The sequence below is a fragment of the Streptomyces sp. NBC_00224 genome (genome assembly GCF_041435195.1).
Classification (GTDB): domain Bacteria; phylum Actinomycetota; class Actinomycetes; order Streptomycetales; family Streptomycetaceae; genus Streptomyces.
This window is the reverse complement of record NZ_CP108106.1, coordinates 5,218,019-5,245,000: the sequence shown is the minus strand read 5'-3', so window position 1 is coordinate 5,245,000 and position 26,982 is coordinate 5,218,019. Positions and strand designations below refer to the sequence as shown.

Here is a 26,982-nt window from a genome sequence, read left to right as displayed (position 1 = left end):
GTTCGCCACTAATCCACCCCGAAAGGCTTCATCGTTCGACTTGCATGTGTTAAGCACGCCGCCAGCGTTCGTCCTGAGCCAGGATCAAACTCTCCATGAATGTTTACCGGTAATCCGGTCCACACACACGAAAGAGCGGGACAGTCATGTCGGAATAAGACCGACCGTCCTCAGCGTCCTCGCTGTGTAATTGCCTGCCCGCCACAAGGGCGCACAGGACTTTTCAAAGGAACCTCCAACCCACCACAGTGGATGGGCCGGGGTTGTCAATCTGGCGTTGACTTTTGGCACGCTGTTGAGTTCTCAAGGTACGGACGCTTCCTTTGTTCCCGTTTCCGGGCCCTCCGGGCGCTTCCTTCGTTTCCGACTCTATCAGACTCTTTCGTGTCCGATTCCCAGTCAGCGGGATTCGCTTTCCAGGTTTCCGCTTTCGCGTTTCCCTTTCCGGCGAGTCCGACTCTATCAGATCCTTTCGGGCCTGCTTTCCGGTCTCCCGGGTCAAGTCGGTTTGTCTTCCCGGCTGTTCGGCCGTTCCGACGAGTGAGACTTTAGCGGAATCCTCGCCCCCGATCCAATCGGGGGCCGCGTCCTTATCGAACGCGGATTCCTCATTTCGCAAAAGCGCACGAAAAACGAAACAGCGGTGATCGCCGTTCGGATCAAGTGGTTGGTGCGGAATGGCTGTCCGGGGACCGACCGGAGTCGGCGCTCACGTCGGACAACTCGGAGAACACTACGTACGGGCCAAGTGCGTGTCAACCCCGGCCCGGAGGCCGTCTGGCTGGTTCTTTCGGCCGAGGAAGGGGTGGCAGGACGGCCGATCTGGGGCGGGTGGGTGCGCGCCTAGTTTGGGCTGCATGAGGAGTCTTGTCCGGGTCGCCGGAGTTGTCGGGGTCACCGCCGTCGTGAGCGCCGCGAGCGTGGTCGGGGCCGTGACCGCGTACGCCGCCGATGGCGACGAGCGGGTCGCGCGCGTCCGCGCGCGCATGGTCGATGCCGTCAACCGTGAGACGCGCGGCGAGATCGACCGGCTGCGGCAGTGCGGGGACGAGGTGTCGCGGGCCGAGGCTGATCGGCTGGAACGGCTGCTCCGCGACTCGTGTCTATATGCGGAGCAGCTCCACTCCGTACGGGCGCCGCTCGCCCGGAACGCGGCGGCGCGGGGTGAGACGGGTTCGTACGGAGTGGAGAGCACGTATCGAGTGGTGGGCGCGGATGCTGTCGCATCCTCCGGTGATCCCCTGCGGGCCGCCCGTGAGGTGGCCGAAGGGGCGCCCGTCGGGGCCGCCGCGCTGGTGGCGGGGGCGTCCGTCCTGCTGGTGGGTGGGGGCGCCGCCGTCGCCTCCGTGCGGTGGCGACGGCGGGACCAATAGAGGGAGTGGCTCAGCCGTTGCCCGAGGCCAGCTCTCGGCTGCGGTCGCGGGCGGCTTCCAGGGCCGCGATCAGGGCGGCTCGTACGCCGTGGTTCTCCAGCTCGCGGATCGCGCTGATCGTGGTGCCCGCCGGGGAGGTGACCGCCTCGCGGAGCTTGACCGGGTGTTCACCGCTGTCGCGGAGCATCACGGCGGCGCCGATGGCTGCCTGCACGATCAGGTCGTGGGCCTGGGCGCGCGGCAGGCCGAGCAGGATGCCGGCGTCGGTCATCGCCTCGACCAGGTAGTAGAAGTACGCCGGGCCCGAGCCGGAGAGTGCGGTGGCCGCGTCCTGCTGGGACTCGGGGACGCGCAGGGTCTTGCCGACGCCGCCGAAGATCTCCTCGGTGTGGGCGAGGTGGGTCGGGGTCGCGTGGCTGCCGGCGCTGATGACGGACATGCCCTCGTCGACGAGCACGGGGGTGTTCGGCATGACGCGGACGACCGGGGTGTTCGCCGCGAGCCGTTCCTCGATGAACGCGGTGGGGATGCCGGCGGCGGCGCTGATGACCAGGCGGTCGGGGGTGACGTGGGGGGCGAGCTCGTCGAGCAGGCGACCCATGTCCTGGGGCTTCACGGCGAGGATCAGGGTGTCGGCGCGCTTGGCGGCTTCGGCGTTGGTGACGGACTCGACGCCGTAACGAGTACGGAGTTCCTCCGCGCGTTCCGGGCGACGGGTGGTGACCAGGAGGTTCGCGGGGTTCCAGCCGGCGCGGATCATCCCGCTCAGGAGGGCTTCGCCGATCTTGCCGGTGCCGAGGACTGCGACGGTGTGGGTCATGCGGTCACCCTCCGGGTGGTGCGGGGTCTGACGTCGTCATCCTCGCACCGTGCGGGGTGTGGGGGGTGGGGTGTCCGAGGAGCGGTACGGGGTGCCGGGCCGTGTTCCGTACGTGCTTCACGCGGTGCGGCGGCGGAGCGTTGCCGCGCCCAGGGCCAGGACCAGGAGTGCGCAGGCGGCGACGATCAGGGTGTCGCGTACGAACGCGGTGGTCGGGTCGGGGTGGTGGAGGATCTGCGTCATCGCGTCGACCGCGTACGACATGGGCAGCACGTTCGAGACGGCACGCAGGGCGGGCTGCATGGACTCGCGCGGGGTGAACAGGCCGCAGAGCAGCAGCTGGGGGAAGATCACGGCCGGCATGAACTGGACCGCCTGGTACTCGGAGGCCGCGAAGGCCGAGACGAACAGGCCGAGGGCCGTGCCCAGGAGCGCGTCGAGCAGGGCCACCAGGAGGAGCAGCCACGGGGAGCCCAGGACGTCCAGGCCCAGGAGCCAGACGGAGAGGCCGGTGGCCAGGGCGGACTGGACGATGGCGAGCAGGCCGAAGGCGAGGGCGTAGCCCGCGATGAGGTCGCCCTTGCCGAGTGGCATGGCGAGGAGCCGTTCGAGGGTGCCCGAGGTGCGTTCGCGCAGGGTGGCGATCGACGTCACCAGGAACATCGTGATCAGCGGGAAGATGCCGAGCAGGGACGCGCCGATGCTGTCGAAGGTGCGGGGCGAGGCGTCGAACACGTACCGCAGCAGGGTGATCATCACGACCGGTACGAGGAGCATCAGCGCGATGGTGCGGGGGTCGTGGCGGAGCTGACGCAGGACGCGGGCGGCGGTGGCGAGGGTGCGGCCGGGGCTCAGGGCGGGGGTTCGGCCGGTGGCTGTGGGTGGCGTGCTCGCGGGGGTGGTCATCGCGCAGCCTCCCTCTCGGGGAGCGGGGTGCGGCCGTCGAGGTCTTCGAGGTCTTCGAGGTCGGCCTCGTCCACGAGGGTGAGGAAGGCTTCCTCGACCGTGGCCGCGCCGGTACGGGTGCGGAGGGCGGCCGGGGTGTCCTCGGCCAGGATCCGGCCGTCCCGCATCAGGAGCAGGCTGTGGCAGCGCTCGGCCTCGTCCATGACGTGCGAGGAGACCAGGATCGTGGTGCCGCGTTCGGCGGCGATGGTGTGGAAGAGGTTCCACAGGTCGCGGCGCAGGACGGGGTCGAGGCCGACGGTCGGCTCGTCGAGGACGAGCAGTTCGGGGGTGCCGAGCAGGGCGACCGCGAGCGAGACGCGGCTGCGCTGGCCGCCGGAGAGGCGGCCCGCGAGGGCGTCGGCGTGGGTGGTGAGGGCGACGTCCGTGATGGCCCGTTCCACCGCGGTCGCGCGGACGGCTCGGTGGGCGCGGCCCGGCTGGAGCACGGCGGCGAAGTAGTCCAGGTTCTGACGCACCGTCAAGTCGTCGTACACGGACGGTGATTGCGTGACGTACCCGACCAGGGGCCGCAGGGCCGGGGTGCCGGCCGGGTGGCCGAGGACGGTGAGGGTGCCGGAGACCTTGGCCTGGGTGCCGACGATGGACCGCATCAGGGTGGATTTGCCGCAGCCGGAGGGGCCTAGGAGGCCGGTGATGCGGGCCTGGGGGGTGGTGAAGTTGAGGTCGCGGAGTACGGGGTGGGGGCCTCGGGTGACCGTTAGGGCTTGGGCGGTGATGGCGGGGGTGGGGTTGTTTGGGGTGCCCTTGTTTTCCGGGGGGTCCGGGGGGTCCGGGGTCCTGGGCTCGTAATTCATCATGTGTTGAATAATGCTCGCGGAGGGGTTGGGCGTCAAGGATCCCGGGGGGGGGCGTGGGGGGGGCTCGGCGTGGCGGCCGTGGGGTGGTGCTGTCTTTTTGTTCCCCACCCCGCCCCTTCCCGAAAGCCCTGGGCGGGCGGCCGGGTGGGTGGTGGGGGTGTGGGGTGGGGCGGGCTGCTGGGGCTGTGCCCCACGACCCCAGCGGGGCTGCGCCCCGGGCCCCGTTTGTCTGCGGGTCGTCTGTGGCTGGTCGCGCAGTTCCCCGCGCCCCTAAAAGCCTGTGGCTGAGCTATGTTCTCCGGCTGCGGCGTCCCAGCCCCCACCGAACCCGCAGGCCCGAGTACTACTTGCGCTTCGGGCGCTTTCGGGTTGCTGGGTTTCCCTTGCGGCGTTCGTAGCGCTTCAGCGCTTCCTCGTACTCCTTGCGGTGGAGGGATTCGCCGGGGGCTTCCCGGAAGGCCCGGAAGGCGTAGGCCAGGAGGGAGCCCACGAAGCCGATCGCCTTCAGGCCCTGGAGGGAGCGTTCTCTCTCCGGGTCCGTGGGGCGCGCGCCGAAGCCCTCCCAGGTCTTGCGGAACGCCATCGCGCTGCACACCGCGAACATCACCACGACCAGGACGGTCACGAAGCTGCCGGTGTCCGCGATCTGGAGGCCTTCGTACGCGAAGCGCAGCACGAAGCACGCCGCCACCGCCGCGGCCAGGGCGCCGATCGCCACCCCGGCGCGGCGCAGGCCGTAGCCGTTGTCGTGGCCGACCCACGTCGTGCCGAAGAAACGGATGGGCTCGGGCTCGGGGCCGCCCCCGCCATTGCCGTTCTGGTCGCTCATGGGCTTGATTATCCCCCGGCCGCGAGAAGGGCCGCGAGAAGCGGCCTCAGCCGCAGCGGACCGCCACGTAACCGTCGCTGCCCGTCTTCACGTACGCGTCCGACACGTACTGCCCGTTGGCGATGTTGTCCCAGATGTTCGTCGTCCCGTACGGGCCGGAGACCGTCGTTCCGGGGCACTGGCAGTTGATCGGGACGCTCACCCCGGCGGGCAGCACCTTGACCACCGGGTATCCCGTGCCGGGGCCGCTGCGGACGTTCACCCGGACGCCCGGTGCCACCGCGTACCGCCTCGTCGTCGCCTCGGCCTCCACGCCCGCGAGCTCTTCCGCAGTCATCTCGGACCTCCCCCATCACCCGTCACTGTGCGTACGCCGCGTACGCGACCCGCAGGCTAGCAAGCCCCTCGGGTCTCGCACGCATCATCGACTAGGCTCCGAGCGTCGCGCTCGGGGACGAACACACGGGGGTGGGCGATGCCGCCGCTGCGCAGCACGGGGCCGGGCCCGGAAGCAGAGCATCCGGAGTACGCCGGGCAGTACCTGCTGGAGTCGACGCTCGGCACCGGCGGCATGGGCGTGGTCCATCTGGCCGCGTCCGCCTCCGGCCTGCGCCTGGCCGTCAAGGTCGTCCACGCCCAGCACGCCAAGGACCCCGAGTTCAGGGCGCGGTTCCGGCAGGAGGTGTCGGCCGCGCGGCGGGTGAGCGGGGCTTTCACCGCGTCCGTCGTCGATGCCGACCCGACGGCCGAGCGGCCCTGGATGGCCACCCTCTACATCCCCGGGCCCACCCTCGCCGAGGAAGTGAAGCGGAACGGCCCCCTCGCCCCCTCTCAGATACGGCGGCTCGGCGCCGGGCTCGCCGAGGCCCTGCGCGACATCCATCGCGCCGGGGTCGTGCACCGCGACCTCAAGCCGAGCAACGTCCTGCTCGCCGCCGACGGGCCCAAGGTCATCGACTTCGGCATCTCACGCCCGTACGACAGCGATCTGCGCACCGAGACCGGGAAGCTCATCGGCACCCCGCCGTTCATGGCGCCGGAGCAGTTCCAGTCGCCGCGCGAGGTCGGGCCCGCCGCCGACGTCTTCGCGATGGGCGCGGTCCTGGTGCACGCGGCGACCGGGAACGGGCCGTTCGACTCCGAGAGCCACTACATCGTGGCGTACCAGGTGGTGCACAACGAGCCCGATCTGACCGGGGTGCCGGACGATCTCGTACCGCTGCTGCGGAGCTGTCTCGCCAAGAAGCCCGAGGACCGGCCCACGCCGGACGAGCTGATGGCGGAGCTGCGCTCGGCGGCGTACGGGACCGAGGCCTTCATCCCGACCCAGCGGTTCCGCAACCCGGTCGAGAAGGTGCCGGGGCGGCCCTGGCCGGGCGGGGAGGAGGACGGTTCCTCCGATGTGCCCACGCACAAGCGGGCGGCCGCCGAGCCGTCCGCGGCTCCCCGGCGCGCGCGCCGGCCGCTGCGGTGGGCCGCCGCCGGTGCCGCCCTGGCGGCTGTGGTCGCGGGTGGGGTGCTGGGTGTACGGATGGGAGCGGGTGAGGACGACGGCGGCGCCCGGCAGACCGGGCCGACCGGTCAAGAGGCCCGCCGCGCCGCCGCGTTCACGCCCTGGGCCGTGCCGCTCGCGGGCGGCGGGGGCGGGAACCGTATGCCCGCCTGCTCCCTCGCCGGGGCGGGCGGGGCCCTGTACTGCGCCGCACCCGGCGTCACCGCGGCCCGGCTCGATCCGGCGAACGGCCGCGTCCTGTGGTCGGTGAAGGCCAAGGGCGCGACCGGGCGGGTGGCCGACGACGGGCAGCCCCGGGTCTCCGGCGGGCTCGTCCTCGTGGCGCCGGCGGGCTCGGGCCACCTGGCCGCGCTCGACCCGGCGACCGGCGCCACGCGCTGGACCCGCCCGGTCCCGGCGCACGCGGCACTCGCCTTCAGCGACACGTCCGTCGTGTTCACCGCCGACAGCGGCGAGGTGCGCTGCCTCGACAGCGCGACCGGCAAGGAGCGCTGGCACGGGCGGCCCGCCGCCGCGACGGCGCAGTGGGTGGCGGCGCCCGGCGGTACCGCGCTGTACGCCGTGTCGGTGGCCGAGAACGCGGCGACCTCGCTGGTCACCGCCGTCGCGCCGGACACCGGCAAGGTGCTCTGGACCAAGCGGCTGCCGGGTTCGCTGGGGCCCGTCGGGGTGGCGGGCGGGGCGCTCGCCCTGCTCGCGGCGGACACCGACAGCTTCACGACGGCGGTCGTACGCCTGGACACCGCGACCCGGGCCGTACGCCGTACGCCGCTGCCCGCCCCCGTCGACCAGGCTCAGGCGACGGTCGACGGCGACACGGTGTACGTGTTCGGGGCGGGCGGGTCGCTGCTCGCGGTGGACGCGGGGCGCGGCGCGCAGCTATGGCGGCTGGAGACGGGCGCGGCCCGTGCCTCGCGGCCGGTCGCGGGCGGCGGGCGGGTGTACGTGACGGCTTCGGACGGGCGGCTGCTGGCCGTGGACGCGGGGCGGGGTGTGCTGGTCGGGCAGACCGGTCCGCGGATGGCGTCGGGCCGCGACACGTTTGCGGCGAGTCTGGGGGCGCCGGTGCTGAGTGGGGGGCGAGTGTTCGGGAGTGCGCCGGACGGGGCGGTGTTCGGGGTGGACGCGGGGACGCTAGCCGGAGGGTGAAGGGGTGCCGCGCACCCCTTCACCCTCCATTGGCGTCAGCCCAGCTTCGACACGTCCCTGACCGCGCCCTTGTCCGCGCTCGTGGCCATCGCCGCGTATGCCCGCAGGGCTGCCGAGACCTTGCGTTCGCGGGACTTCGGGGCGTAGACGCCGCCCAGCGCCTCACGACGAGTCGTCAGTTCGGGCTCGGGGACGAGGAGTTCGATCGTACGGTTGGGGATGTCGATGCGGATGCGGTCGCCGTCCTCGACCAGGGCGATCGTGCCGCCGGACGCCGCCTCGGGCGAGGCGTGGCCGATGGAGAGGCCCGAAGTGCCGCCGGAGAAGCGGCCGTCCGTGATCAGCGCGCAGGACTTGCCGAGGCCGCGGCCCTTGAGGAACGACGTCGGGTAGAGCATCTCCTGCATACCGGGGCCGCCCTTGGGGCCCTCGTAGCGGATGACGACGACGTCGCCCTCCTTGATCTCCTTGCGGAGGATCTTGTCGACGGCCTCGTCCTGCGACTCGCAGACGACCGCCGGGCCCTCGAACGTCCAGATGGACTCGTCGACGCCGGCCGTCTTCACGACGCAGCCGTCCTCGGCGAGGTTGCCCTTGAGGACGGCCAGGCCGCCGTCCTGCGAGTACGCGTGGGCGGCGTCGCGGATGCAGCCGTTCGCCGCGTCCGTGTCCAGCGTCTCCCAGCGCTTGGACTGGGAGAACGCGGTCGCCGAGCGCTCGCAGCCGGGGGCCGCGTGCCACAGCTCGACGGACTCGGGCGTCGCCGAGCCGCCGCGCACGTCCCATGCGTCCAGCCACTCCTTGATGGAGCGGGAGTGGACGGCGTGGACGTCCTCGTTGAGCAGGCCCGCGCGGTAGAGCTCGCCGAGGATGGCGGGGATGCCGCCCGCGCGGTGCACGTCCTCCATGTAGTACGTGGTCGAGGGCGCGACGTTGGGCGCGACCTTGGCCAGGCAGGGGACGCGGCGCGAGATCGCGTCCATGTCCGGGAGGCCGTAGTCGAGCTCGGCCTCCTGGGCGGCGGCGAGCAGGTGCAGGATCGTGTTGGTGGAGCCGCCCATGGCGATGTCGAGGGCCATGGCGTTCTCGAACGCCGCGCGCGTGGCGATGCTGCGCGGGAGGACGGAGGCGTCGTCGTCCTCGTAGTACCGCTTGGTGATGTCGACGACCGTGCGGGCCGCGTTCTCGTACAGGGCGCGGCGGGCCGTGTGGGTGGCGAGGACCGAGCCGTTGCCGGGCAGGCTCAGGCCGATGGCCTCGGTCAGGCAGTTCATCGAGTTGGCGGTGAACATGCCGGAACAGCTGCCGCAGGTGGGGCAGGCGTTCTCCTCGATACGGAGGATGTCCTCGTCGGAGACGTTCTCGTTGACCGCGTCGCTGATCGCGTTGATCAGGTCGAGCTTGCGGACGGTGCCGTCGACGAGGGTGGCCTGGCCGGCCTCCATCGGGCCGCCGGAGACGAAGACGGCGGGGATGTTGAGGCGCATCGCGGCCATCAGCATGCCCGGGGTGATCTTGTCGCAGTTGGAGATGCAGATCAGGGCGTCGGCGCAGTGGGCCTCGACCATGTACTCCACGCTGTCCGCGATCAGGTCGCGGGAAGGCAGGCTGTAGAGCATGCCGCCGTGGCCCATCGCGATGCCGTCGTCGACCGCGATGGTGTTGAACTCGCGGGGGACGGCGCCGGCGGCCAGGATCGCGTCGGAGACGATGCGGCCGACGGGGGCGAGGTGGGTGTGCCCGGGCACGAACTCGGTGAAGCTGTTCGCCACCGCGATGATCGGCTTGCCGATGTCCGCGCCGGCTACGCCCGAGGCGCGCATCAGGGCGCGGGCGCCGGCCATGTTGCGGCCGTGGGTGACGGTGCGGGACCTCAGCTCGGGCATTGCGCTTGCTCCTCAGCATCCTGAATAGCCAGATCGGGCTGCTTCGAGCGTACGCTCCGGCTCCAAGATCTGGACGGGGTGTCCGGATGGCGGGACGGGTGGCTCGGCATCCGGGCGGCCGGGGCAGGGGGCCAGGGACCGGCGGGCGGGGAGGCCGGAGAGGACCGGTCGACGGATCAGCCCGGGTCCGTCAGATATCTCTGCAGGGTCGGTGCCACCATCCTGATGATCTCCTCCGGGTCCGTGGACGCCAGTGGTTCGACCTTGATGACGTAGCGCAGGACCGCGATGCCCACCATGTGCGACGCCGCCAGTTCCGCGCGGAAGCGGGGGTCGGGGACGTCCAGGTCCGCCGCCACCCGTTCCAGGACGCGGCGCAGGACGAAGGTGCGCAGGACCTTCGCCGCCGCCTCGTGGGTCAGGGCCGAGCGGAAGAGCGCGAGGAGCTGCGCGCGCGTGGCGGGGTTCTCCCAGACCTCGATGAAGTAGCGGGCCATGCGTTCGCCGACGCCGTCGAGGGAGGCGCCGGCACCGACCACCGCCGGGGCCGGCTGGACCGGCTCCAGGGTCATCTCCACCGCCGCCTCGAACACCTCGTCCTTGGTGCCGAAGTAGTGGTGGACGAGCGCCGCGTCCACGTCGGCCGCCTTGGCGATGCCGCGTACGGACGTCTTGTCGTAGCCGCGCTGGGCGAACTCCGCCCGGGCCGCCTCCAGGATCCGCTCGCGCGCCCCGGGGCCGCTGTCGGCCTCGGCGCGCGACGGACGGCCCCGGCCCCGGCGGCGCGGGGCGGACGCGGAAGCCGTGCCGGTCACCGGCGCACCTTCGAGGCGAGGTGCAGCCGGGTGAAGGCAAGGGCCTCCGCGAGGTCGGCCTCGCGTTCGGCCGCGGACATGGCCCGGCGGGTGTTGACCTCGATGACGACGTGCCCGTCGAAGCCGGTGCGGGCCAGGCCCTCCAGGAGCTCGGCGCACGGCTGGTTGCCCCGGCCGGGCACCAGGTGCTCGTCCTTGGCGGAGCCCTTGCCGTCGGCGAGGTGGACGTGGGCGAGCCGGTCGCCCATGCGGTCGACGAGTGCCATCGCGTCGGTGCGGGCGGTCGCGGCGTGCGAGAGGTCGACCGTGAAGTGCCGGTAGTCGTCCTTGGTGACGTCCCAGTCGGGTGCGTACGCGAGCATCTCCCGGTCGCGGTAGCGCCAGGGGTACATGTTCTCGACGGCGAACCGTACGTCCGTCTCGTCCGCCATCCGCCAGATGCCGGTGACGAAGTCGCGGGCGTACTGGCGCTGCCAGCGGAACGGCGGGTGCACCACCACGGTGGAGGCGCCCAGCTTCTCGGCAGCGGCTCTCGCCCGTTGCAGCTTCACCCAGGGGTCGGTCGACCAGACCCGCTGGGTGATCAGCAGACAGGGGGCGTGAACGGCCAGGATCGGCACCTGGTGGTAGTCGGAGAGGCGGCGCAGGGCGTCGATGTCCTGGCTGACCGGGTCGGTCCAGACCATGACCTCGACGCCGTCGTACCCCAGGCGCGCGGCGATCTCGAAGGCCGTCGCCGTCGACTCCGGATAGACCGAAGCCGTCGACAGGGCGACCTTCGCATCCGGGATGCGCACTACTGGTTCTGCCACGGAGACAGCGTACGGGCACCCACAAGAGGGGCCGCGAGGGGACCGTCCACCTGGCCGGACCCCTTCGCCCGCACCGGGGCAGGGCCTGCGGCGACCCTCGTCATCCCACCGGCAGCTGGTCCAGGTGGCGCAGGATCACGCCCTCGCGCAGCGCCCACGGGCAGATCTCCAGCTCCTCCACCCCGAACAGGTCCATCGCCCCCTCGGCCACCAGCGCCCCCGCGAGCAGCTGGCGCGCGCGGCCCTCGGAGACGCCGGGCAGCGTGCCGCGCTGCTCGGTGGTCATCGCGGCGAGCTTGGGCACCCACTCCTCCAGCGACTTGCGGCTCAGGGTGCGCTGGACGTACACGCCCTCGGTGGAGCGGGCGGCGCCCGCGATCCTGGCGAGCTGCTTGAAGGTCTTGGAGGTGGCGACGACGTGGTCCGGCGAGCCGGAGCGGATGAACTCGCCGACCGTACGGGCGATCTGCGCGCGTACGTGGCGGCGCAGCGCCCGTACGTCGGAGGGGTCCGGCGGGTCGCCCGGCAGCCAGGCCGCGGTGAGCCGGCCGGCGCCCAGCGGCAGCGACACGGCCGCGTCGGGCTCCTCGTCGATCCCGTACGCGATCTCCAGGGAGCCGCCACCGATGTCCAGGAGCAGCAGTTTTCCGGCGGACCAGCCGTACCAGCGGCGGGCCGCGAGGAAGGTGAGGCGGGCCTCCTCCTCGCCGGAGAGGACACCGAGGTCGACGCCGGTCTCCTCCTTGACCCGGCCGATCACCAGGTCCGCGTTGCTCGCCTCGCGCACCGCGGAGGTGGCGAACGGGAGCATTTCCTCGACGCCCTTGTCCTCGGCCGCGATCAGCGCGCCGCTGACCGTGGCCACCAGCCGGTCGACGCCTTCCGGTCCGATCGCACCGTCCCCGTCGAGGAGTTCGGCGAGCCTCAGCTCGGCCTTGTGCGAGTACGCGGGCAGCGGCGCGGCACCGGCGTGCGCGTCCACCACCAGCAGGTGAACCGTATTCGACCCCACATCGAGGACTCCGAGTCTCATGGGCTGAACGCTACTGCCGTTGCGGACATACGCTTGTCCCGTGCCAAAGACGAAAAAGGCGAAGCCGGGCAAAGCCAAGGCCCCCAAGACTCCCAAGCAGCGGGCCGACGAGCAGGGGGTCGACTTCCCGCGCGCGTGGGTCGAGTTCCCGGACCCCACCGACGACGAACAGATCTTCCGCTGCGACCTGACCTGGCTGACCTCGCGGTGGACCTGCGTCTTCGGCAGCGGCTGCCAGGGCATCCAGGCGGGCCGCGCCGACGACGGGTGCTGCACGCTCGGCGCGCACTTCTCGGACGAGGACGACGAGAAGCGTGTGGCGGGGCACGTGGCGCGGCTCACCCCGGACCTGTGGCAGTTCCACGACGAGGGCACGCAGAGCGGCTGGGTCCAGCTCGACGAGGACGGCGAGCGGCAGACCCGCAGGTGGGAAGGTTCCTGCATCTTCCAGAACCGGCCCGGGTTCGCGGGCGGCGCGGGCTGCTCGCTGCACATCCTGGCGCTCAAGGAGGGCAAGGAGCCGCTGGAGACCAAGCCGGACGTCTGCTGGCAGCTGCCGGTGCGGCGTACGTACGACTGGATCGACCGGCCGGACGAGACGCGCGTGCTGCAGATCTCGATCGGTGAGTACGACCGGCGCGGCTGGGGTCCGGGCGGCCACGACCTGCACTGGTGGTGCACCTCGGCGACCTCGGCGCACGGCGCGGGCGAGCCGGTCTATGTGACCTACCGGCCGGAGCTGACCGAGCTGATGGGCAAGAAGGCGTACGCCGTGCTCGTGGGCCTGTGCGAGGCGCGGCTCGCGTCCTCGCTGCCGCTGGTGGCACCGCACCCGGCGGACCCGGCACGCTGACGGCCGTACCGGCGGCGCCCTCATGACGGCTGCGGCGGCGACGCCGGGTCGCTCGGGGTGTCCGGCGGCGAGGACGGGGCCGTCGGGGTCGGTGACTGGGAGGTCGGGGTGGGCGACGGGCTGGTCGGCGTCGGGGAGGCGGGCGGCGGCGTTGCTGTCGTGGGCGGGGTCGGCTCCGGCGAGGACGGCGTGCCGGGGTCGGGCGAGGCGGGCGGGATGGCCCGCGTCCCCTGCCCGGTCCCGGTGATCCGTACGACCGCGCCCGAGGGCCGCAGGCCGACCTGGGCCGACCACGGGCCGCGCGGCTCGCGCGCGTGGTTGACGGAGACGTACACGGATACGTTTCCGCCCGCCTCCAGCGTCCCGCCCGTACTGCTGAAGACGAGCCAGGGCGCGTTCGTCCACAGCGACCAGCGCACCGGGGCGTCGCCCGTCGCGGTGAGCGTGAGGACCGTGACGCCGCCCTGCGAGCGGGCCGAGACGGTGAGGTCGCCGGGGCTGGTCGGGCTGGCCGAGCCGGGGCTGACGACCTCCACGGAGACGTCGGCGGGGGCGCGGCTGCCGGTGGTGGAGCGGGGGTCGGGGTCGGTGCGGGCGTTGCCCGCGTTCTCGTAGCGCTCGTACGGGAGCCCCTCAAGGCCGCCCGCGCTGTCCGCCTCGCTGGCGGTGATCTTGGTGCCGTCGTGGGACTCGCCGGTCGCGGGGGCGCCCCGGTACGCGGCCCAGAGCGCGAAGGCGGGCGCGGCGACGACCGTGGCCACCACCGTGGTCGTCACGGCACGCGCGCGCAGCCGGTCCCGGCGGGCGGCGCGGTCCTTGGGGTCCATCGGGAAGCCGGACCGGTCGAAGCGGGGGACGCCGCCGCGGGTCCTGGGCACGTGGAGCATCGCCGCGTACGCGGCCGCGCGCGGCGCCTCGGCCAGCGGCAGCGCGGCCGGGGTGACCGAGGAGCCCGGCCAGGGCCCGGCGGCCCCGGCGCGCTCGGCGGCCCGGCGGCAGCGCGGGCAGTCGTCGACGTGCCGGACCAGCTCGCGGCGCAGGGCCGCCGAGAGCAGCACCTGGTGGTCACCGGTGAGCCGGGCGACCGACGGGCAGCCGCCGGTCTCCACGACGGCGAGCGCGGCCCGGGTCCGCTCGACCTCGCAGGCACCGGCGGCGAGCAGTTCGCGGGCGGCCGGGTAGCTCATGCCGAGGACGGAGGCGACCTCGCGGGGGCCCAGCCGGTGGCGGACGGCGAGCTCCAGGGCCTCGCGCTGCTCGGGGGTGGTGCCGGCGGCCTCGGGCCAGGCGAGCAGGGCCAGCTCGCGGCGCCGCCGCTCGGCCTCCTCGGCCGCGACGGGGGCCGAGGTGCTCTGCTCGCACGCCTGCGGGCGGCCGGTGTGGGCGCCCTTGCGGTCGCGTTTGCGCTCGGCGAGCTTGCGCAGACAGGACCAGCGCGCGAGCGCGTACAGCCACGCCTTGCGCTCGGCCTCGGTGTCGGGGCAGCGCGCGTGCTGCCGCTCGGAGACCGCGAGGACGTCACCGAGGACGTGGACGGCCTCCTCGTGGTCGCAGAGCACGGACAGGCAGTATGTGAACAGGCCGTCGAGATACGCCTCGTAACGCGCCGGCGGGCGCTGGGTCAACGTCCCGGGCGCACGGCGCTGCGCCCGGTGTGCGCCGGTGGTGTGCGTGGAGTGATCCAGACCGCTGCTCTTCACCCGGCGAAGGTAGGCGCAGGATCCCGGGTCCTTAGCGCCCCTTGAGCACATTTACTCCTTACGGGTGAAGGTATCCCTCAAAAGGGGACAGGAACCCGGCCTTCCGTCGCGGAAGCTTGCCTTCCCCGGCGCGGAACGTTGCCTTCCTCCTTGTGGGGGAACGACTTTCGGCCGTGCAGGCGCCGCCGCCCAGCCCCCGAGGGCCCGCCGCCCGGAGGCACTGTCAGTGGTCGCCGCTACGGTGACGCCATGGCTACCCGTACGAAATCCGCGAAGGACCGGCCGTCCTACCGCTGCACCGAATGCGGCTGGACGACCGCCAAGTGGCTCGGCCGCTGCCCCGAGTGCCAGGCGTGGGGAACGGTCGAGGAGTACGGCGCGCCCGCTGTGCGCACCACGTCGGCGGGCCGGGTCTCCGCCGCCGCGGTGCCGATCGGCCAGGTGGACGCCCGCCAGGCCACCGCGCGCTCGACCGGCGTCGACGAGCTGGACCGCGTCCTGGGCGGCGGGCTCGTCCCGGGCGCGGTGGTGCTGCTCGCGGGCGAGCCGGGCGTCGGCAAGTCCACGCTGCTGCTCGACGTCGCCTCCAAGGCGGCCGGCGAGGAGCACCGCACGCTGTATGTGACGGGCGAGGAGTCCGCGAGCCAGGTCCGGCTGCGCGCCGACCGGATCAACGCGCTCAACGACCATCTGTATCTGGCGGCCGAGACGGACCTCTCCGCGGTGCTCGGCCATCTGGACGCGGTCAAGCCGTCCCTGCTCGTCCTCGACTCCGTCCAGACCGTGGCCTCCCCGGAGATCGACGGCGCGCCCGGCGGCATGGCCCAGGTGCGCGAGGTCGCCGGCGCGCTGATCCGCGCCTCGAAGGAGCGCGGGATGGCGACGCTCCTGGTCGGCCACGTGACGAAGGACGGCGCGATCGCGGGCCCCCGTCTCCTCGAACACCTCGTGGACGTGGTCCTGTCCTTCGAGGGCGACCGCCACGCGCGCCTGCGGCTGGTGCGCGGCGTGAAGAACCGGTACGGGGCGACGGACGAGGTCGGCTGCTTCGAGCTGCACGACGAGGGCATCACGGGCCTGGCCGACCCGTCGGGCCTGTTCCTCACCCGGCGGGACGAACCGGTGCCGGGCACGTGTCTGACGGTGACCCTGGAGGGCCGCAGGCCCCTGGTGGCCGAGGTCCAGGCGCTCACCGTCGACTCCCAGATCCCCTCCCCCCGCCGCACCACGTCCGGCCTGGAGACCTCCCGGGTCTCGATGATGCTGGCGGTCCTGGAGCAGCGCGGGCGGATCAGCGCGCTGGGCAAGCGCGACATCTACAGCGCCACGGTCGGCGGCGTGAAGCTCTCCGAGCCCGCGGCGGACCTGGCCATCGCCCTCGCGCTGGCGTCGGCGGCGAGCGACACCCCGCTGCCGAAGAACCTGGTGGCGATCGGTGAGGTGGGGCTCGCGGGCGAGGTCAGACGGGTGACGGGCGTCCAGCGCCGGCTCGCCGAGGCCCACCGTCTGGGCTTCACACACGCGCTGGTGCCGTCCGACCCGGGGAAGGTCCCGGCCGGTATGAAGGTCACGGAAGTCGCCGACATGGGGGACGCGCTTCGGGTGCTGCCGCGCGGGCGTCGCGCGGACGCCCCACGGGGGGAGGAGGAGCGCCGGTAGACTTTGCCGTCGAACGTCTGCGACCGGAGGAGTGCAGTGGCAGCCAACGACCGGGCAGCGGGATCCGGCAAGTCCGGCACAGGCTCCGGCAACGAAGTACTGATGCGTGCCGCGCTGAGCGCCGTCGCGCCCGGAACCGCACTCCGCGACGGCCTGGAGCGCATCCTCCGGGGCAACACGGGCGGCCTGATCGTCCTCGGCCTCGACAAGACGGTCGACTCGATGTGTACGGGCGGCTTCGTCCTGGACGTCGAGTTCGCCGCGACGCGGCTGCGCGAGCTGTGCAAGCTGGACGGCGCGCTGGTCCTGGACAAGGACATCACCAAGATCCACCGGGCCGGGGTGCAGCTGGTCCCCGACGCGGGCATCCCCACGGAGGAGACCGGCACCCGCCACCGCACGGCGGACCGGGTCTCCAAGCAGTGCAACTACCCGGTCGTCTCGGTCTCCCAGTCCATGCGCCTGATCGCGCTGTACGTGAACGGGGAGCGCCGGGTCCTGGAGGAGTCGGCGGCGATCCTCTCGCGCGCGAACCAGGCGCTGGCGACGCTGGAGCGCTACAAGCTCCGCCTGGACGAGGTGGCAGGCACGCTCTCCGCCCTCGAAATCGAGGACCTGGTGACGGTCCGGGACGTGACGGCGGTGGCCCAGCGCCTGGAGATGGTGAGACGTATCGCCACGGAAATCGCCGAGTACGTGGTGGAGTTGGGCACGGACGGCCGGCTGCTCTCGCTCCAGCTGGACGAGCTGATCGCGGGCGTCGAGCCCGAGCGCGAGCTGGTGGTCCGGGACTACGTGCCCGAGCCCACGGCGAAGCGCTCGCGCACGGTGCCGGAAGCGCTGACGGAGCTGAACGAACTCACCCACGCGGAGCTCCTGGAACTCCCCATAGTGGCGCGGGCGTTGGGCTACAGCGGCTCCCCCGAGACGCTGGACTCCGCGGTCTCCCCCCGCGGCTACCGCCTCCTGGCAAAGGTCCCCCGCCTCCCCGGCGCGATCATCGAACGCCTGGTGGAGCACTTCGGCGGCCTCCAGAAGCTGCTGGCCGCGTCGGTGGACGACCTCCAGACGGTGGACGGCGTCGGCGAGGCCCGCGCACGGAGCGTCCGCGAGGGGCTGTCGCGGTTGGCGGAGTCGTCGATCCTGGAGCGATACGTCTAGCCAGGACGTGGGGCGCTTCGTCTGCGGGTTCGGTGGGGGCTGAGCGCGCAGTTCCCCGCGCCCCTTAGGCAACTCCAGCTCCTCCGGCGCGCGCCTTTAGGGGCGCGGGGAACTGCGCGACCAGCCACAGCCGGCCCGCAGACGAACGGAGCCCGGGGTCCGGGGGCGCAGCCCCCGGGAGAGCCACCTCCACCCCCACCCACCCCCGGAGGGTTTACGCGGGGTGGGGCTAGTCCTTCTTCAGGGAGAACGGCGCTCGCGCCACCGGCAGCCCCGTCGCCTGGACCTCGAAGAGATACGTGCCGGGACCCGGCCCACCCGGCGCCGGCGTCGCACAACGGGCCGCACTCCGCGTCCGGTCCCACGCCACGATGTGCGTGATCGTCGCATTGCCCGGCACCTGGTACAGCGCGCTCCCCGACCCGCTCGGGCAGTCGTCCGACGCCCACACCCTGCTGTCGCCGGAGTCCGTCACCACGAGCACCGCGCCCTTGGGCCCGAGGTCCGCCTTGCAGGTGGAGGCCGTCGTGTTCTGGACGGAAATCTCGACCCGCGGCTTCTCCCCGGGCGCGTACTCGTTCTTCATGCTCCGGGCCGTCAGCTTCAGCTGACCCGGCGCGCAGACCGGCAGCGAGGACCCCGCGGGCACCTGCCGCGCCGTACCGCCGTCGGAGGAGCCGCCGCCGACGGCGCCCGCGCCGCCTCCGGATGCCGAACCTCCGCCGTCCGCGCCCCCGTTGCCGGCGCCGTCGGACGAACCGCCCGCACCGCCGCCGGACGACGAACCGGCGGTCGAGCCGGAGGAGGACGAGGCGGAGCTGCCGGGGGACTCGTCACGGCCGCCCGGCGCCGTACTGATCGCCGGCCCCGAGCTCCCTGGTCCCGGCGTGATCGAGGGGGCCGGGTGGGCGCCCTTGTCGTTGCCACTGCCCTTACTGCCGCCGCCGCCACCGGAACTGACGGACCATAGGATCACCACCGCCAGCAGCGCGAGCAGGGACAGCGCGACTGCCCTCCGTCGCCAGTAGATGGAGGAGGGAAGCGGCCCGACCGGATTGCGCAGAGATCCCACGGGCGAAACTCTACGAGAGTTCCGCACCAACTCCCGCCCCACCCGCCGCTCGCCTTCCGCAACTTTTCCGGATCATCATTCCGGAAGGCGATGTTCCATACTGTCCGTCACCATGGATAGCGATCTCTACCGCGACATCACCGACTTCGCCCACGACAACCCCTCGTGGCTGCAGCACCTCGTCGAGCTCTGGACGGAGGTGGGGCTGATCCTGTTCGGCGTGCTGTTCGTCGTCTGCTGGTGGCGGGCGCGCCGGGCCGGTTCGACGGCGATGGCGCTGGCCCTGCTCGCCCCGCTGGCGACCGCCGCCGCGTACATCGCCAGCGAGGCGGTCAAGTCGCTGGTGGACGAGGAGCGCCCGTGCCGCGCGGTCAAGGGCGCCGCCACCTCCCTGATCACCTGCCCGGCCCACGGCGACTGGTCGTTCCCGTCCAACCACGCCACCATCGCGGGCGGCGCGGCCGTCGCGCTCGCGCTGGCCTGGCCGCGCATCTGGGCGCTGACCGTGCCGATGGCGCTGCTCATGGCGTTCTCACGGGTGTACGTGGGCGTGCACTACCCGCACGACGTGGCGGTGGGCCTGCTGCTCGGCACGGCCACCGCGTTCTTCATGGCCAAGGCCGGTACGCGCCCGGTGCGCTCGCTGGTCGAGTCGATGCGGGCGAGCGGCAACGGCGCCGCGGTCTGGCTGGCCGGGCCGGGCGCGCCCCTGCACGCCCGCCGCTGAGCGGCCCGCCGTGCCCGCCGCACCCCCGTTCCGTGCCAGGATCGGGGGTGCGATGACGACGATGCCGACGACCGACCCCGACACGGTCTCCCCCGACGCCCTCCACACCCCCGTCCTCGGGTGGTTCGACCAGCACGCGCGCGACCTGCCCTGGCGCCGCCCCGAGGCCGGTGCCTGGGGGGTGATGGTGAGCGAGTTCATGCTCCAGCAGACGCCCGTGAGCCGGGTGCTCCCGGTGTACGAGCAGTGGCTGGCCCGCTGGCCGCGCCCGGCCGACCTGGCCGCCGACGCGCCGGGCGAGGCCGTGCGCGCCTGGGGGCGGCTCGGCTACCCGCGCCGCGCGCTGCGGCTGCACGGGGCCGCCGTGGCGATAACGGAACGGCACGGCGGTGACGTCCCCAGCGACCACGCCCGGCTGCTCGCGCTGCCCGGCATCGGCGAGTACACGGCGGCGGCCGTCGCCTCCTTCGCGTACGGGCAGCGCCACGCGGTCCTGGACACCAACGTCCGCCGGGTCTTCGCGCGGGCCGTCACCGGCGTCCAGTACCCGCCGAACGCCACCACCGCCGCCGAACGGCGCCTCGCCCGCGCGCTGCTGCCCGACGACGAGGCCCGCGCGGCCCGCTGGGCGGCCGCCTCGATGGAGCTGGGCGCGCTGGTGTGCACGGCCAGGAACGAGGACTGCGGGCGGTGCCCGATCGCCGCGCGCTGTGCCTGGCACCTGGCCGGGAAGCCCGCGCACGACGGACCGCCGCGCCGCGGCCAGACGTACGCCGGGACCGACCGCCAGGTGCGCGGCAAGCTGCTCGCGGTGTTGCGGGAGGCGGTGGATCCCGTACCGCGGGCGGCGCTGGACGCGGTGTGGCACGAGCCTGTGCAGCGGGCCCGCGCACTGGACGGGCTGGTCGCGGACGGGCTGGTGGAGCCGCTCGCGGACGGGGTGTACCGGCTGCCGCTGACCTGACCGGACTCCCGCCCCGGCCGAGTGTCACGGCGGACTGTTACGGCGGACTGTTACGGCCGACAGTTACGGCGACCGTCATGACCGACCGTCACGGTGCGGGAACACCCGGTCCAGCGACCCCAGTTGACCAGGGCCGCAGCTCTTTCGGATAGCTCTCCGTCACCGCGGGGACACACCTTTACCCCTTGAAAACGCGGGTCAAACCTCTGCTGTTACACAACCGATGGCTCACCGTGCGCCCCCCGACGGCTGCTCCGCACAGGCCCGTGACAACGGCTCCGTAGCTTCAGTCAGGTAAGTGGGACAGGCAGGGAAGTCACGGGGACGGAGGCGGTTGGGTATGGCGCACGGCGAGGTGCTTGAGTTCGAAGAGTACGTACGCACCCGGCAGGAGGCCCTGCTGCGCAGCGCCCGGCGACTGGTTCCGGACCCGGTGGACGCGCAGGACCTGCTGCAGACCGCCCTGGCCCGTACGTACGGCCGCTGGGACGGCATCGCCGACAAGGCGCTCGCCGACGCGTATCTGCGCCGCGTGATGATCAACACGCGGACCGAGTGGTGGCGCGCACGCAAGCTCGAAGAGGTACCCACCGAGCAGCTGCCGGACGCGCGCATCGAGGACGGCTCCGAGCAGCGCGCCGACCGCGCCCTCCTGATGGACGTACTGAAAGTCCTGGCGCCCAAGCAGCGCAGCGTCGTGGTGCTGCGACACTGGGAGCAGATGAGCACGGAAGAGACCGCCGCGGCCCTCGGGATGTCGGCGGGTACCGTCAAGAGCACGCTGCACCGGGCACTGGCCCGGCTCCGGCAGGAGCTGGAGAGCCGCGAGCTGGACTTCCACGCCCTCGGCCACGCCGAGGGACGTGACGGCCGGGTGGGCCGTCAGGCCGACCGCCGGGTCGGCCGCAACGAGCGCGACGAAAAGGGGCGGGAGCGGTGCGCGGCCTAGGCAGGGGCAGAGGGGGCGTACTGGCGGCGGGAACCACGGCGATGGCCGGGCTCGCCGCCTTCGGCCTGCTCGCGGCGGGATGCTCGACGGGCGGCACGGGGACGCGCGACGAGGGCGAGGCGCACACCGACAAGGTCGCCGGCCACGCCTCGCCGACGCCGACCGCGACGACCGCTGCGCCCTTCAAGAAGGTCAACGCCGTACGGCTGCTCAAGGCGGACCCCAAGGTCAGCGAGCGCGTGAAGGCGGATCTGAAGCCCTGTGTGAAGGACGAGTACCCGATCGACGTCTCCTACGGCCACATCACCGGCGCCACCGGCCAGGACGTCGTGGTGAACGTGATGACCTGCGGAGATGCCGTGGGACTCGGCTCCTATGTGTACCGCGAGGACGGCTCCTCGTACGACAATGTCTTCACCTCCGAGGAAGCGCCGGTCTACGCGGAGATCGACCGGGGAGACCTGGTGGTGACCCGGCAGATGTACGCCAAGGGCGACAAGCCGGCGTTCGCCTCCAGTGAGATTGTGACGACCTACCGCTGGTCGGGCACGAAGTTCGCCAAGCACGACCAAGTGGAGAACGACTTCAGCAAGGCGGTCGGCAACGACGAGGGCACCGAGGCGCCGGTACCGGCCTCGCCGTGACCGGCCCCGACCGTTTTTGAGCCGCACTTGTACGTACGTAAGAAGCGCAAGCGCACGCCGAGGAACTGAGAGCAGCACGATGGCCGAGACCCATGTCCTGTTCGTCGAGGACGACGACGTCATCCGTGAAGCCACCCAGCTCGCGCTGGAGCGCGACGGCTTCACCGTGACCGCCATGCCCGACGGGCTCTCCGGCCTGGAGGCGTTCCGCGCCGACCAGCCGGACATCGCGCTGCTCGACGTGATGCTGCCGGGCCTCGACGGGGTCAGCCTGTGCCGCCGTATCCGCGACGAGTCGACCGTCCCCGTGATCATGCTGTCCGCGCGCGCGGACTCGATCGACGTGGTGCTCGGCCTGGAAGCGGGCGCGGACGACTATGTGACCAAGCCGTTCGACGGGGCCGTGCTCGTCGCCCGGATCCGTGCCGTGCTGCGGCGCTTCGGGCACGCGGGCGGGCCCGGCGCGGGCGCGGGCGAGACGGACGGGGACCACGAGCGCGGGATGCTCGCCTTCGGCGACCTTGAGGTCGACACCGAGGGCATGGAGGTCCGCAAGGGCGGCGAGACGGTCGCCCTCACCCCGACCGAGATGCGGCTGCTCCTGGAGTTCTCCTCGGCGCCCGGTACCGTGCTCTCCCGCGACAAGCTCCTTGAGCGGGTGTGGGACTACGGGTGGGGCGGTGACACGCGCGTGGTGGACGTCCATGTGCAGCGGCTGCGTACGAAGATCGGGCAGGACCGGATCGAGACCGTGCGTGGCTTCGGCTACAAACTGAAGGCGTGAGCGCGGGCGTGGGCACGGGTTTGGGCGTGGGCGCGGGTTTGGCTTTGGGTTCGGGTCTGGGTGCGGTGTGGGTGAGAGGCTCGTGAGGCGGCCCACCCTGCGGACCGGTGTCCGCTGGAAGATCAGTATCGCCATCACCGCCGTCGGTGCGCTGACCGTGATGGCGCTCAGCCTCGTCGTGCACAACGCGGCGCGGGTCTCGATGCTCGACAACGCGCGCGACCTCCAGCTCGACCGTGTGCTGTTCGCGCAGCGCATCTACGAGACGAGCAAGCAGACGCGGTTCGGCGCGAAGCTCAACGACCCGGCGCTGCCGGCCGATCTGAAGGCCAAGACGGACCGGGGCCGCAAGGCCACGTCCGTCCAGGAGCCGAAGAACGGTGTGCCGGACATCTGGGCGGCCGTACCGGTGGGCAACGGCAACATCCTGTCCCTGCACAGCACGTTCACCGACCGCAGCTCCAATGTCATCTCGGACCTGGACCGGGCGCTGGTCATCGGGTCCGTCGCAGTCGTGTTCGGCGGGTGCGCGCTCGGCATCCTCATCGGCGGGCAGATCTCGCGGCGGCTGCGGAAGGCCGCGGCGGCGGCGACGAAGGTGGCCGAGGGGCATACGGACGTGCGGGTGCGGGACGCGATCGGGGGGGTCGTCCGTGATGAGACGGATGAGCTGGCTCGGGCCGTTGACGCGCTGACAGACGCGTTGCAGGAGCGGCTGGAAGCGGAGCGCCGGGTCACGGCGGACATCGCGCACGAGTTGCGTACGCCGGTGACGGGGCTGCTGACGGCGGCCGAGCTGCTGCCGCCGGGGCGGCCGACGGAGCTCGTACGCAACCGGGCGCAGGCGATGCGGACGCTGGTGGAGGACGTACTGGAGGTCGCCCGGCTGGACAGCGCGTCCGAGCGGGCGGAGCTCCAGGAGATCGCGCTCGGCGAGTTCGTGAGCCGGCGGGTGGCGGTGCTGGACCCGGAGGTCGTGGTGCGGGTCGTGCACGAGTCCTGGGTGAACACGGATCCCCGTCGTCTTGAGCGGATCCTGGGGAATCTGCTGGGGAACGCGGCGAAGCACGGGGCGGGGCCGGTGGAGGTCACTGTGGAGGGCCGTGTGGTGCGCATCCGCGACCACGGTCCCGGGTTCCCGGAGGCGCTGCTGCGCGAGGGGCCGAGCCGGTTCCGCACCGGCAGCAGCGACCGGGCGGGCCACGGCCACGGCCTGGGCCTGACGATCGCGTCGGGCCAGGCGCGGGTGCTGGGGGCGCGCCTGACGTTCCGTAACGCGGCGGGTTCCCCGTCCACGGCGGGGGGCGCGATCGCGGTCCTCTGGCTCCCGGAGCACGCCCCTACGGCGACGGGGAGCTTTCCGGTTCTGCCGACGCAGGGGTAGGGGTTGGGTTGGGTTGGGGGCGGTTGCAGTGCCGGTGGATTGAGGCGGATGGCTTGGTGCCGGTGGCGCGTGGCTTAGCGCGGTGCCTGCGGCGCAGTGCTGGGGTTCGGTGGGGGTGGCGCACGCCCGGTGGTGGGGTGGGTGGGGTCATGGAGGGGTATCTCCTCTCTCGTCGCGCTCTCTGCCTCCACACACCCTCGGCCACTCGTGCGCTCCTCCTTGCGGGGACACCCCTCCATGCCCCCACCCACGACCGTGCCAGCGACCCTCCGCCGTCGAGACTTCCCCATGGCCCGCAGGTACTCGGGGCGGCCGCGCAGCGTCTCGTAAAGCCCCGCACGGCCCAGGTCTGCCTGGGCCGAGGTCCATGGCGCGGTGCAGCCCCGCGGGGGTCCAGAGGTGCAGCCCCGGGTGGGTGCAGGGGTGCAGCCCCCGCTCGGGGGTTAGGGGGCGAAGCCCCCTGTACTGCCCCCACCCCGGTAGACCCCGCCCCCGCCAGAGGCTCAGCCCCGGGTGGGTGCAGGGGCGCAGCCCCGCCAGGGGTGCAGGGGCGCAGCCCCGCCAGGGGTGCAGGGGGCGGAGCCCCCGCTTGGGGGTCTGGGGGCGTAGCCCCCAGGAGATCCCCTCCCCCCCTGCCTCAGCCCACCACCCGGCCGCCCGCCCAGGGCTTTCGGGAAGGGGCGGGGTGGGGGACCTACCCCCCGGGCACCACGAAGGCCCCCGGGGGACAGTGTCCGGGGGGCCTTCGTGGTGGAGAGAAGCGGGTCAGACTCGTTCGCGTACCGCCGGCGGCGCAGCCGTCTCCGTGTCGGCCGGAGTCGAGCCGTCAGCCACCTCCGCCGGAGCGGGAGCCGAGGCGTCGGCCGGGGCCGCGTCCGGCTTCGGGCCCGCCCCCCGCAGCGGCACCTCCTTCACGAACAGCGAAGCCACCACCGCGCCGAGCGCGACCGCCGCGCCCAGGACGAACGCCCCGTGCGTACCGGACGACACCGCGTGCTGGTACGCCTCCCGCAGCTGCACCGGCAGCTTCGCCAGGCTCGCCGCGTCGAGCTGGGCGGACTGCTGGGTGACCCCGGCCCCGCCCTTCGCGGCCATCCCGTCCTGGACCCGGCTGTTGAAGAGCGCGCCCATGATGGCCACGCCGAAGGAGGAGCCGAGCGTACGGGCCAGCGTGCTCGTGGAGGAGCCGACGCCGATGTCCTTCATCTCGACGCTGTTCTGCGCCACCAGCATCGTGATCTGGAGCAGGCAGCCCATGCCCGCGCCGAGGACCGCCATGTACAGGCCGGAGGTCAGCCGCGTGGTGCCCGTGTCCATCGTGGAGAGGAGGTAGAGGCCTGTGACCATGAGGACGCTGCCGACTATCGGGAACGCCTTGTAGCGGCCCGTGGAGGTCGTGACCCGGCCCGCGAAGAGGGAGACGACCGTCATCGACAGCAGCATCGGGAGCAGGAGCAGACCCGAGTTGGTGGCCGAGGCTCCCTGTACCGACTGCTGGTAGAGGGGGAGGAAGAGGACCGCACCGAACATCACGAAGCCCGTGATGAACGCGATCCCCGCCATCAGCGAGAAGTTGCGGCTGCGGAAGATGTGCAGCGGCACGATCGGCTCGGCCGCCTTCGTCTCGACGAAGAGGAAGCCGACCAGGGACGCGACGCCCAGCGCGATCAGCTCCATGATCCGGGCCGAGCCCCAGGCGTACTCCGTCCCGCCCCAAGTGGTGACCAGCACGATCGACGTGATGCCGATGGTCAGCAGCACCGTACCGAGGTAGTCGATCTTCGGCTTGGACTTCTTCTTCGGGAGGTGCAGGACGGCCGTGACCATCGCGAGCGCGACCGCGCCGAGGGGCAGGTTGATGTAGAAGGACCAGCGCCAGCCGAGGTGGTCGGTGATGGAGCCGCCGACCAGCGGGCCGCCGATCATGGCGATGCCCATGACACCGGCCATCATGCCCTGGTACTTGCCCCGCTCCCGGGGCGGAATCAGCTCACCGATGATCGCCATGACGCCGACGATCAGACCGCCGGCGCCCAGGCCCTGGATCGCCCGGAAGCCGATCAGCTGGCCCATGTCCTGGGCCATGCCGCTGAGAGCGGAGCCCACCAGGAAGACGACTATGGAGCTGAGGAAGGCGCCCTTGCGGCCGTACATGTCGCCGAGCTTGCCCCAGATGGGCGTGGAGGCCGCGGTGGCCAGGGTGTACGCGGTGACCACCCAGGACAGATGGGCCATGCCGCCCAGGTCACCGACGATGGTGGGCATCGCGGTGCCGACGATCATGTTGTCGAGCATCGCGAGGAGCATCGCGATCATCAGGGCCAGCAGGACCACTCGGACGCTGCGCTGCTTGGGCCCGCCCTCTGGAGCCGCGGCTGAACCTGCCTCCGGCTGGGTTTGTTGTGCCATCTCTCCCACTCCCTGCCCCACACTTACTTGCCGCCCGGCTAGTTACTACTACACTGGGGAAAGTAGACCCCCTACTAGCCGGGCGTCAAGTAAGTTTTCAGGAGAGCTCGATGGCCAGAGGCAACACCCGCCAGCGCATCCAGGACGTGGCCCTGGAGCTCTTCGGTGAGCAGGGGTACGAGAAGACCTCGCTGCGCGAGATCGCGGAGCGGCTCGACGTCACCAAGGCGGCGCTCTACTACCACTTCAAAACGAAGGAAGACATCCTGGTGAGCCTCTTCGAGGACCTCACCCGGCCGATGGATGAACTTCTCGAATGGGGCAAGACGCAGCCCCAGACCTTGGAATCCAAGATCGAGGTTCTGCGACGTTACAGCGAGGCCCTGACCGACGCCGCCCCGCTCTTCCGCTTCATGCAGGAGAACCAGGCCACCGTCCGCGAGCTGTCCATCGGGGAGAACTTCAAGGACCGCGTCCTCGCGATGGTCGAGCTGATCAAGGACCCGGGCGCGCCCCTGACCGACCAGATCCGCTGTTTCACCGCGCTCTTCTCCATGCACGTCGGCATGCACGCCCTCAAGGACCTAGAAGGCGACCCCGAGGAGAGGCGCAAGGCCATCCTCGAAGTCGCCATCGATCTTGTTACGCAGGCGCACAGCGGCGCGAGTTAGTCCCTCCGT

The 26,982-nt window shown here is 72.0% G+C and carries 24 protein-coding genes and 1 rRNA gene (1 of these 25 running past the window's edge); 12 read left to right on the top strand and 13 right to left on the bottom strand.

Annotated features, from left to right (window positions below):
- A 16S ribosomal RNA gene (locus tag OG965_RS23385) occupies nt 1-100 on the bottom strand (it extends 1,426 nt beyond the left edge of the window).
- Between the two features lie 757 nt (nt 101-857).
- Between OG965_RS23385 and OG965_RS23380 the strand changes: the two genes are divergently transcribed.
- Entirely contained in the window at nt 858-1,373 is a 516-nt protein-coding gene (locus OG965_RS23380) for a hypothetical protein (protein WP_371654030.1), read from the top strand.
- A gap of 10 nt (nt 1,374-1,383) precedes the next feature.
- Here the strand turns inward: OG965_RS23380 and proC are convergent, their stop codons facing one another.
- The 5 genes from proC to OG965_RS23355 form a co-directional block, all read right to left on the bottom strand.
- Nucleotides 1,384-2,193 (bottom strand): pyrroline-5-carboxylate reductase, encoded by an 810-nt coding sequence (proC, locus tag OG965_RS23375; protein ID WP_371654029.1) that lies wholly within the window; start codon nt 2,191-2,193, stop codon nt 1,384-1,386.
- A 117-nt stretch (nt 2,194-2,310) separates the two neighbouring features.
- On the bottom strand, nt 2,311-3,099 hold the full coding sequence (locus OG965_RS23370) for an ABC transporter permease (protein ID WP_371654028.1): 789 nt from the start codon (nt 3,097-3,099) through the stop codon (nt 2,311-2,313).
- Entirely contained in the window at nt 3,096-3,959 is an 864-nt protein-coding gene (locus OG965_RS23365) for an ABC transporter ATP-binding protein (RefSeq protein WP_371654027.1), read from the bottom strand. The genes OG965_RS23370 and OG965_RS23365 overlap by 4 nt, the downstream gene beginning before the upstream one ends.
- 343 nt (nt 3,960-4,302) lie before the next feature.
- Nucleotides 4,303-4,788: a hypothetical protein gene (locus tag OG965_RS23360; RefSeq protein ID WP_371654026.1), complete on the bottom strand. Its 486-nt coding sequence runs from the start codon at nt 4,786-4,788 to the stop codon at nt 4,303-4,305.
- Between the two features lie 46 nt (nt 4,789-4,834).
- Nucleotides 4,835-5,125 carry a peptidase gene (locus tag OG965_RS23355; RefSeq protein WP_371654025.1) on the bottom strand — a complete coding sequence of 97 codons (291 nt, stop codon included), beginning with the start codon at nt 5,123-5,125 and terminating at the stop codon, nt 4,835-4,837.
- Nucleotides 5,126-5,263: 138 nt separating this feature from the next.
- On the opposite strand from OG965_RS23355, the gene OG965_RS23350 reads away from it, so the two are divergent.
- Nucleotides 5,264-7,450: a PQQ-binding-like beta-propeller repeat protein gene (locus tag OG965_RS23350; RefSeq protein WP_371654024.1), complete on the top strand. Its 2,187-nt coding sequence runs from the start codon at nt 5,264-5,266 to the stop codon at nt 7,448-7,450.
- Nucleotides 7,451-7,485: 35 nt separating this feature from the next.
- Here the strand turns inward: OG965_RS23350 and ilvD are convergent, their stop codons facing one another.
- The 4 genes from ilvD to OG965_RS23330 form a co-directional block, all read right to left on the bottom strand.
- Nucleotides 7,486-9,336, bottom strand: a complete 1,851-nt coding sequence (ilvD, locus tag OG965_RS23345) for a dihydroxy-acid dehydratase (protein WP_371654023.1) — start codon at nt 9,334-9,336, stop codon at nt 7,486-7,488.
- A gap of 176 nt (nt 9,337-9,512) precedes the next feature.
- Entirely contained in the window at nt 9,513-10,151 is a 639-nt protein-coding gene (locus OG965_RS23340) for a TetR family transcriptional regulator (protein WP_371654022.1), read from the bottom strand.
- Nucleotides 10,148-10,963 (bottom strand): sugar phosphate isomerase/epimerase, encoded by an 816-nt coding sequence (locus tag OG965_RS23335; protein WP_188272957.1) that lies wholly within the window; start codon nt 10,961-10,963, stop codon nt 10,148-10,150. Before OG965_RS23335 ends, OG965_RS23340 begins: the two co-directional genes overlap by 4 nt.
- 100 nt (nt 10,964-11,063) lie before the next feature.
- Complete coding sequence (locus OG965_RS23330; RefSeq protein ID WP_371654021.1) at nt 11,064-11,996, bottom strand: Ppx/GppA family phosphatase; 933 nt, start codon at nt 11,994-11,996, stop codon at nt 11,064-11,066.
- 40 nt (nt 11,997-12,036) lie between these two features.
- Between OG965_RS23330 and OG965_RS23325 the strand changes: the two genes are divergently transcribed.
- Nucleotides 12,037-12,849: a hypothetical protein gene (locus OG965_RS23325; RefSeq protein ID WP_371654020.1), complete on the top strand. Its 813-nt coding sequence runs from the start codon at nt 12,037-12,039 to the stop codon at nt 12,847-12,849.
- Nucleotides 12,850-12,869: 20 nt separating this feature from the next.
- Here OG965_RS23325 and OG965_RS23320 read toward each other — a convergent pair whose 3' ends face one another.
- On the bottom strand, nt 12,870-14,600 hold the full coding sequence (locus OG965_RS23320; RefSeq protein WP_371654019.1) for a hypothetical protein: 1,731 nt from the start codon (nt 14,598-14,600) through the stop codon (nt 12,870-12,872).
- Nucleotides 14,601-14,798: 198 nt separating this feature from the next.
- Here OG965_RS23320 and radA point away from each other — a divergent pair, with 198 nt between their 5' ends.
- Nucleotides 14,799-16,208 (top strand): DNA repair protein RadA, encoded by a 1,410-nt coding sequence (radA, locus tag OG965_RS23315; protein WP_371654018.1) that lies wholly within the window; start codon nt 14,799-14,801, stop codon nt 16,206-16,208.
- 36 nt (nt 16,209-16,244) lie between these two features.
- Nucleotides 16,245-17,369: a DNA integrity scanning diadenylate cyclase DisA gene (gene disA, locus OG965_RS23310; RefSeq protein WP_371654017.1), complete on the top strand. Its 1,125-nt coding sequence runs from the start codon at nt 16,245-16,247 to the stop codon at nt 17,367-17,369.
- Between the two features lie 229 nt (nt 17,370-17,598).
- Here the strand turns inward: disA and OG965_RS23305 are convergent, their stop codons facing one another.
- A complete protein-coding gene (locus tag OG965_RS23305) occupies nt 17,599-18,441 on the bottom strand; it encodes a hypothetical protein (protein WP_371654016.1) in 843 nt (280 codons plus the stop codon).
- A 112-nt stretch (nt 18,442-18,553) separates the two neighbouring features.
- On the opposite strand from OG965_RS23305, the gene OG965_RS23300 reads away from it, so the two are divergent.
- The 6 genes from OG965_RS23300 (at nt 18,554) to cseC (ending at nt 23,893) form a co-directional block, all read left to right on the top strand.
- Nucleotides 18,554-19,168: a phosphatase PAP2 family protein gene (locus OG965_RS23300; protein ID WP_371654015.1), complete on the top strand. Its 615-nt coding sequence runs from the start codon at nt 18,554-18,556 to the stop codon at nt 19,166-19,168.
- Nucleotides 19,169-19,220: 52 nt separating this feature from the next.
- Nucleotides 19,221-20,132, top strand: a complete 912-nt coding sequence (locus tag OG965_RS23295; RefSeq protein ID WP_371654014.1) for an A/G-specific adenine glycosylase — start codon at nt 19,221-19,223, stop codon at nt 20,130-20,132.
- Between the two features lie 340 nt (nt 20,133-20,472).
- Nucleotides 20,473-21,081, top strand: a complete 609-nt coding sequence (locus OG965_RS23290) for a SigE family RNA polymerase sigma factor (protein ID WP_371654013.1) — start codon at nt 20,473-20,475, stop codon at nt 21,079-21,081.
- Nucleotides 21,082-21,122: 41 nt separating this feature from the next.
- The gene (locus OG965_RS23285; protein ID WP_371654012.1) at nt 21,123-21,725 is read left to right on the top strand and encodes a hypothetical protein; all 603 of its coding nucleotides are present in this window, start codon (nt 21,123-21,125) and stop codon (nt 21,723-21,725) included.
- A 79-nt stretch (nt 21,726-21,804) separates the two neighbouring features.
- Complete coding sequence (cseB, locus tag OG965_RS23280; RefSeq protein WP_371654011.1) at nt 21,805-22,509, top strand: two-component system response regulator CseB; 705 nt, start codon at nt 21,805-21,807, stop codon at nt 22,507-22,509.
- An 82-nt stretch (nt 22,510-22,591) separates the two neighbouring features.
- A complete protein-coding gene (gene cseC / locus OG965_RS23275) occupies nt 22,592-23,893 on the top strand; it encodes a two-component system sensor histidine kinase CseC (RefSeq protein ID WP_371654010.1) in 1,302 nt (433 codons plus the stop codon).
- A gap of 765 nt (nt 23,894-24,658) precedes the next feature.
- On the opposite strand, the gene OG965_RS23270 is transcribed toward cseC, so the two are convergent.
- Nucleotides 24,659-26,302, bottom strand: coding sequence for an MDR family MFS transporter (locus OG965_RS23270; protein WP_371654009.1), 1,644 nt, complete (start codon nt 26,300-26,302; stop codon nt 24,659-24,661).
- Nucleotides 26,303-26,412: 110 nt separating this feature from the next.
- Between OG965_RS23270 and OG965_RS23265 the strand changes: the two genes are divergently transcribed.
- A complete protein-coding gene (locus OG965_RS23265) occupies nt 26,413-26,973 on the top strand; it encodes a TetR/AcrR family transcriptional regulator (protein ID WP_371654008.1) in 561 nt (186 codons plus the stop codon).
- Nucleotides 26,974-26,982 lie beyond the last annotated feature (9 nt).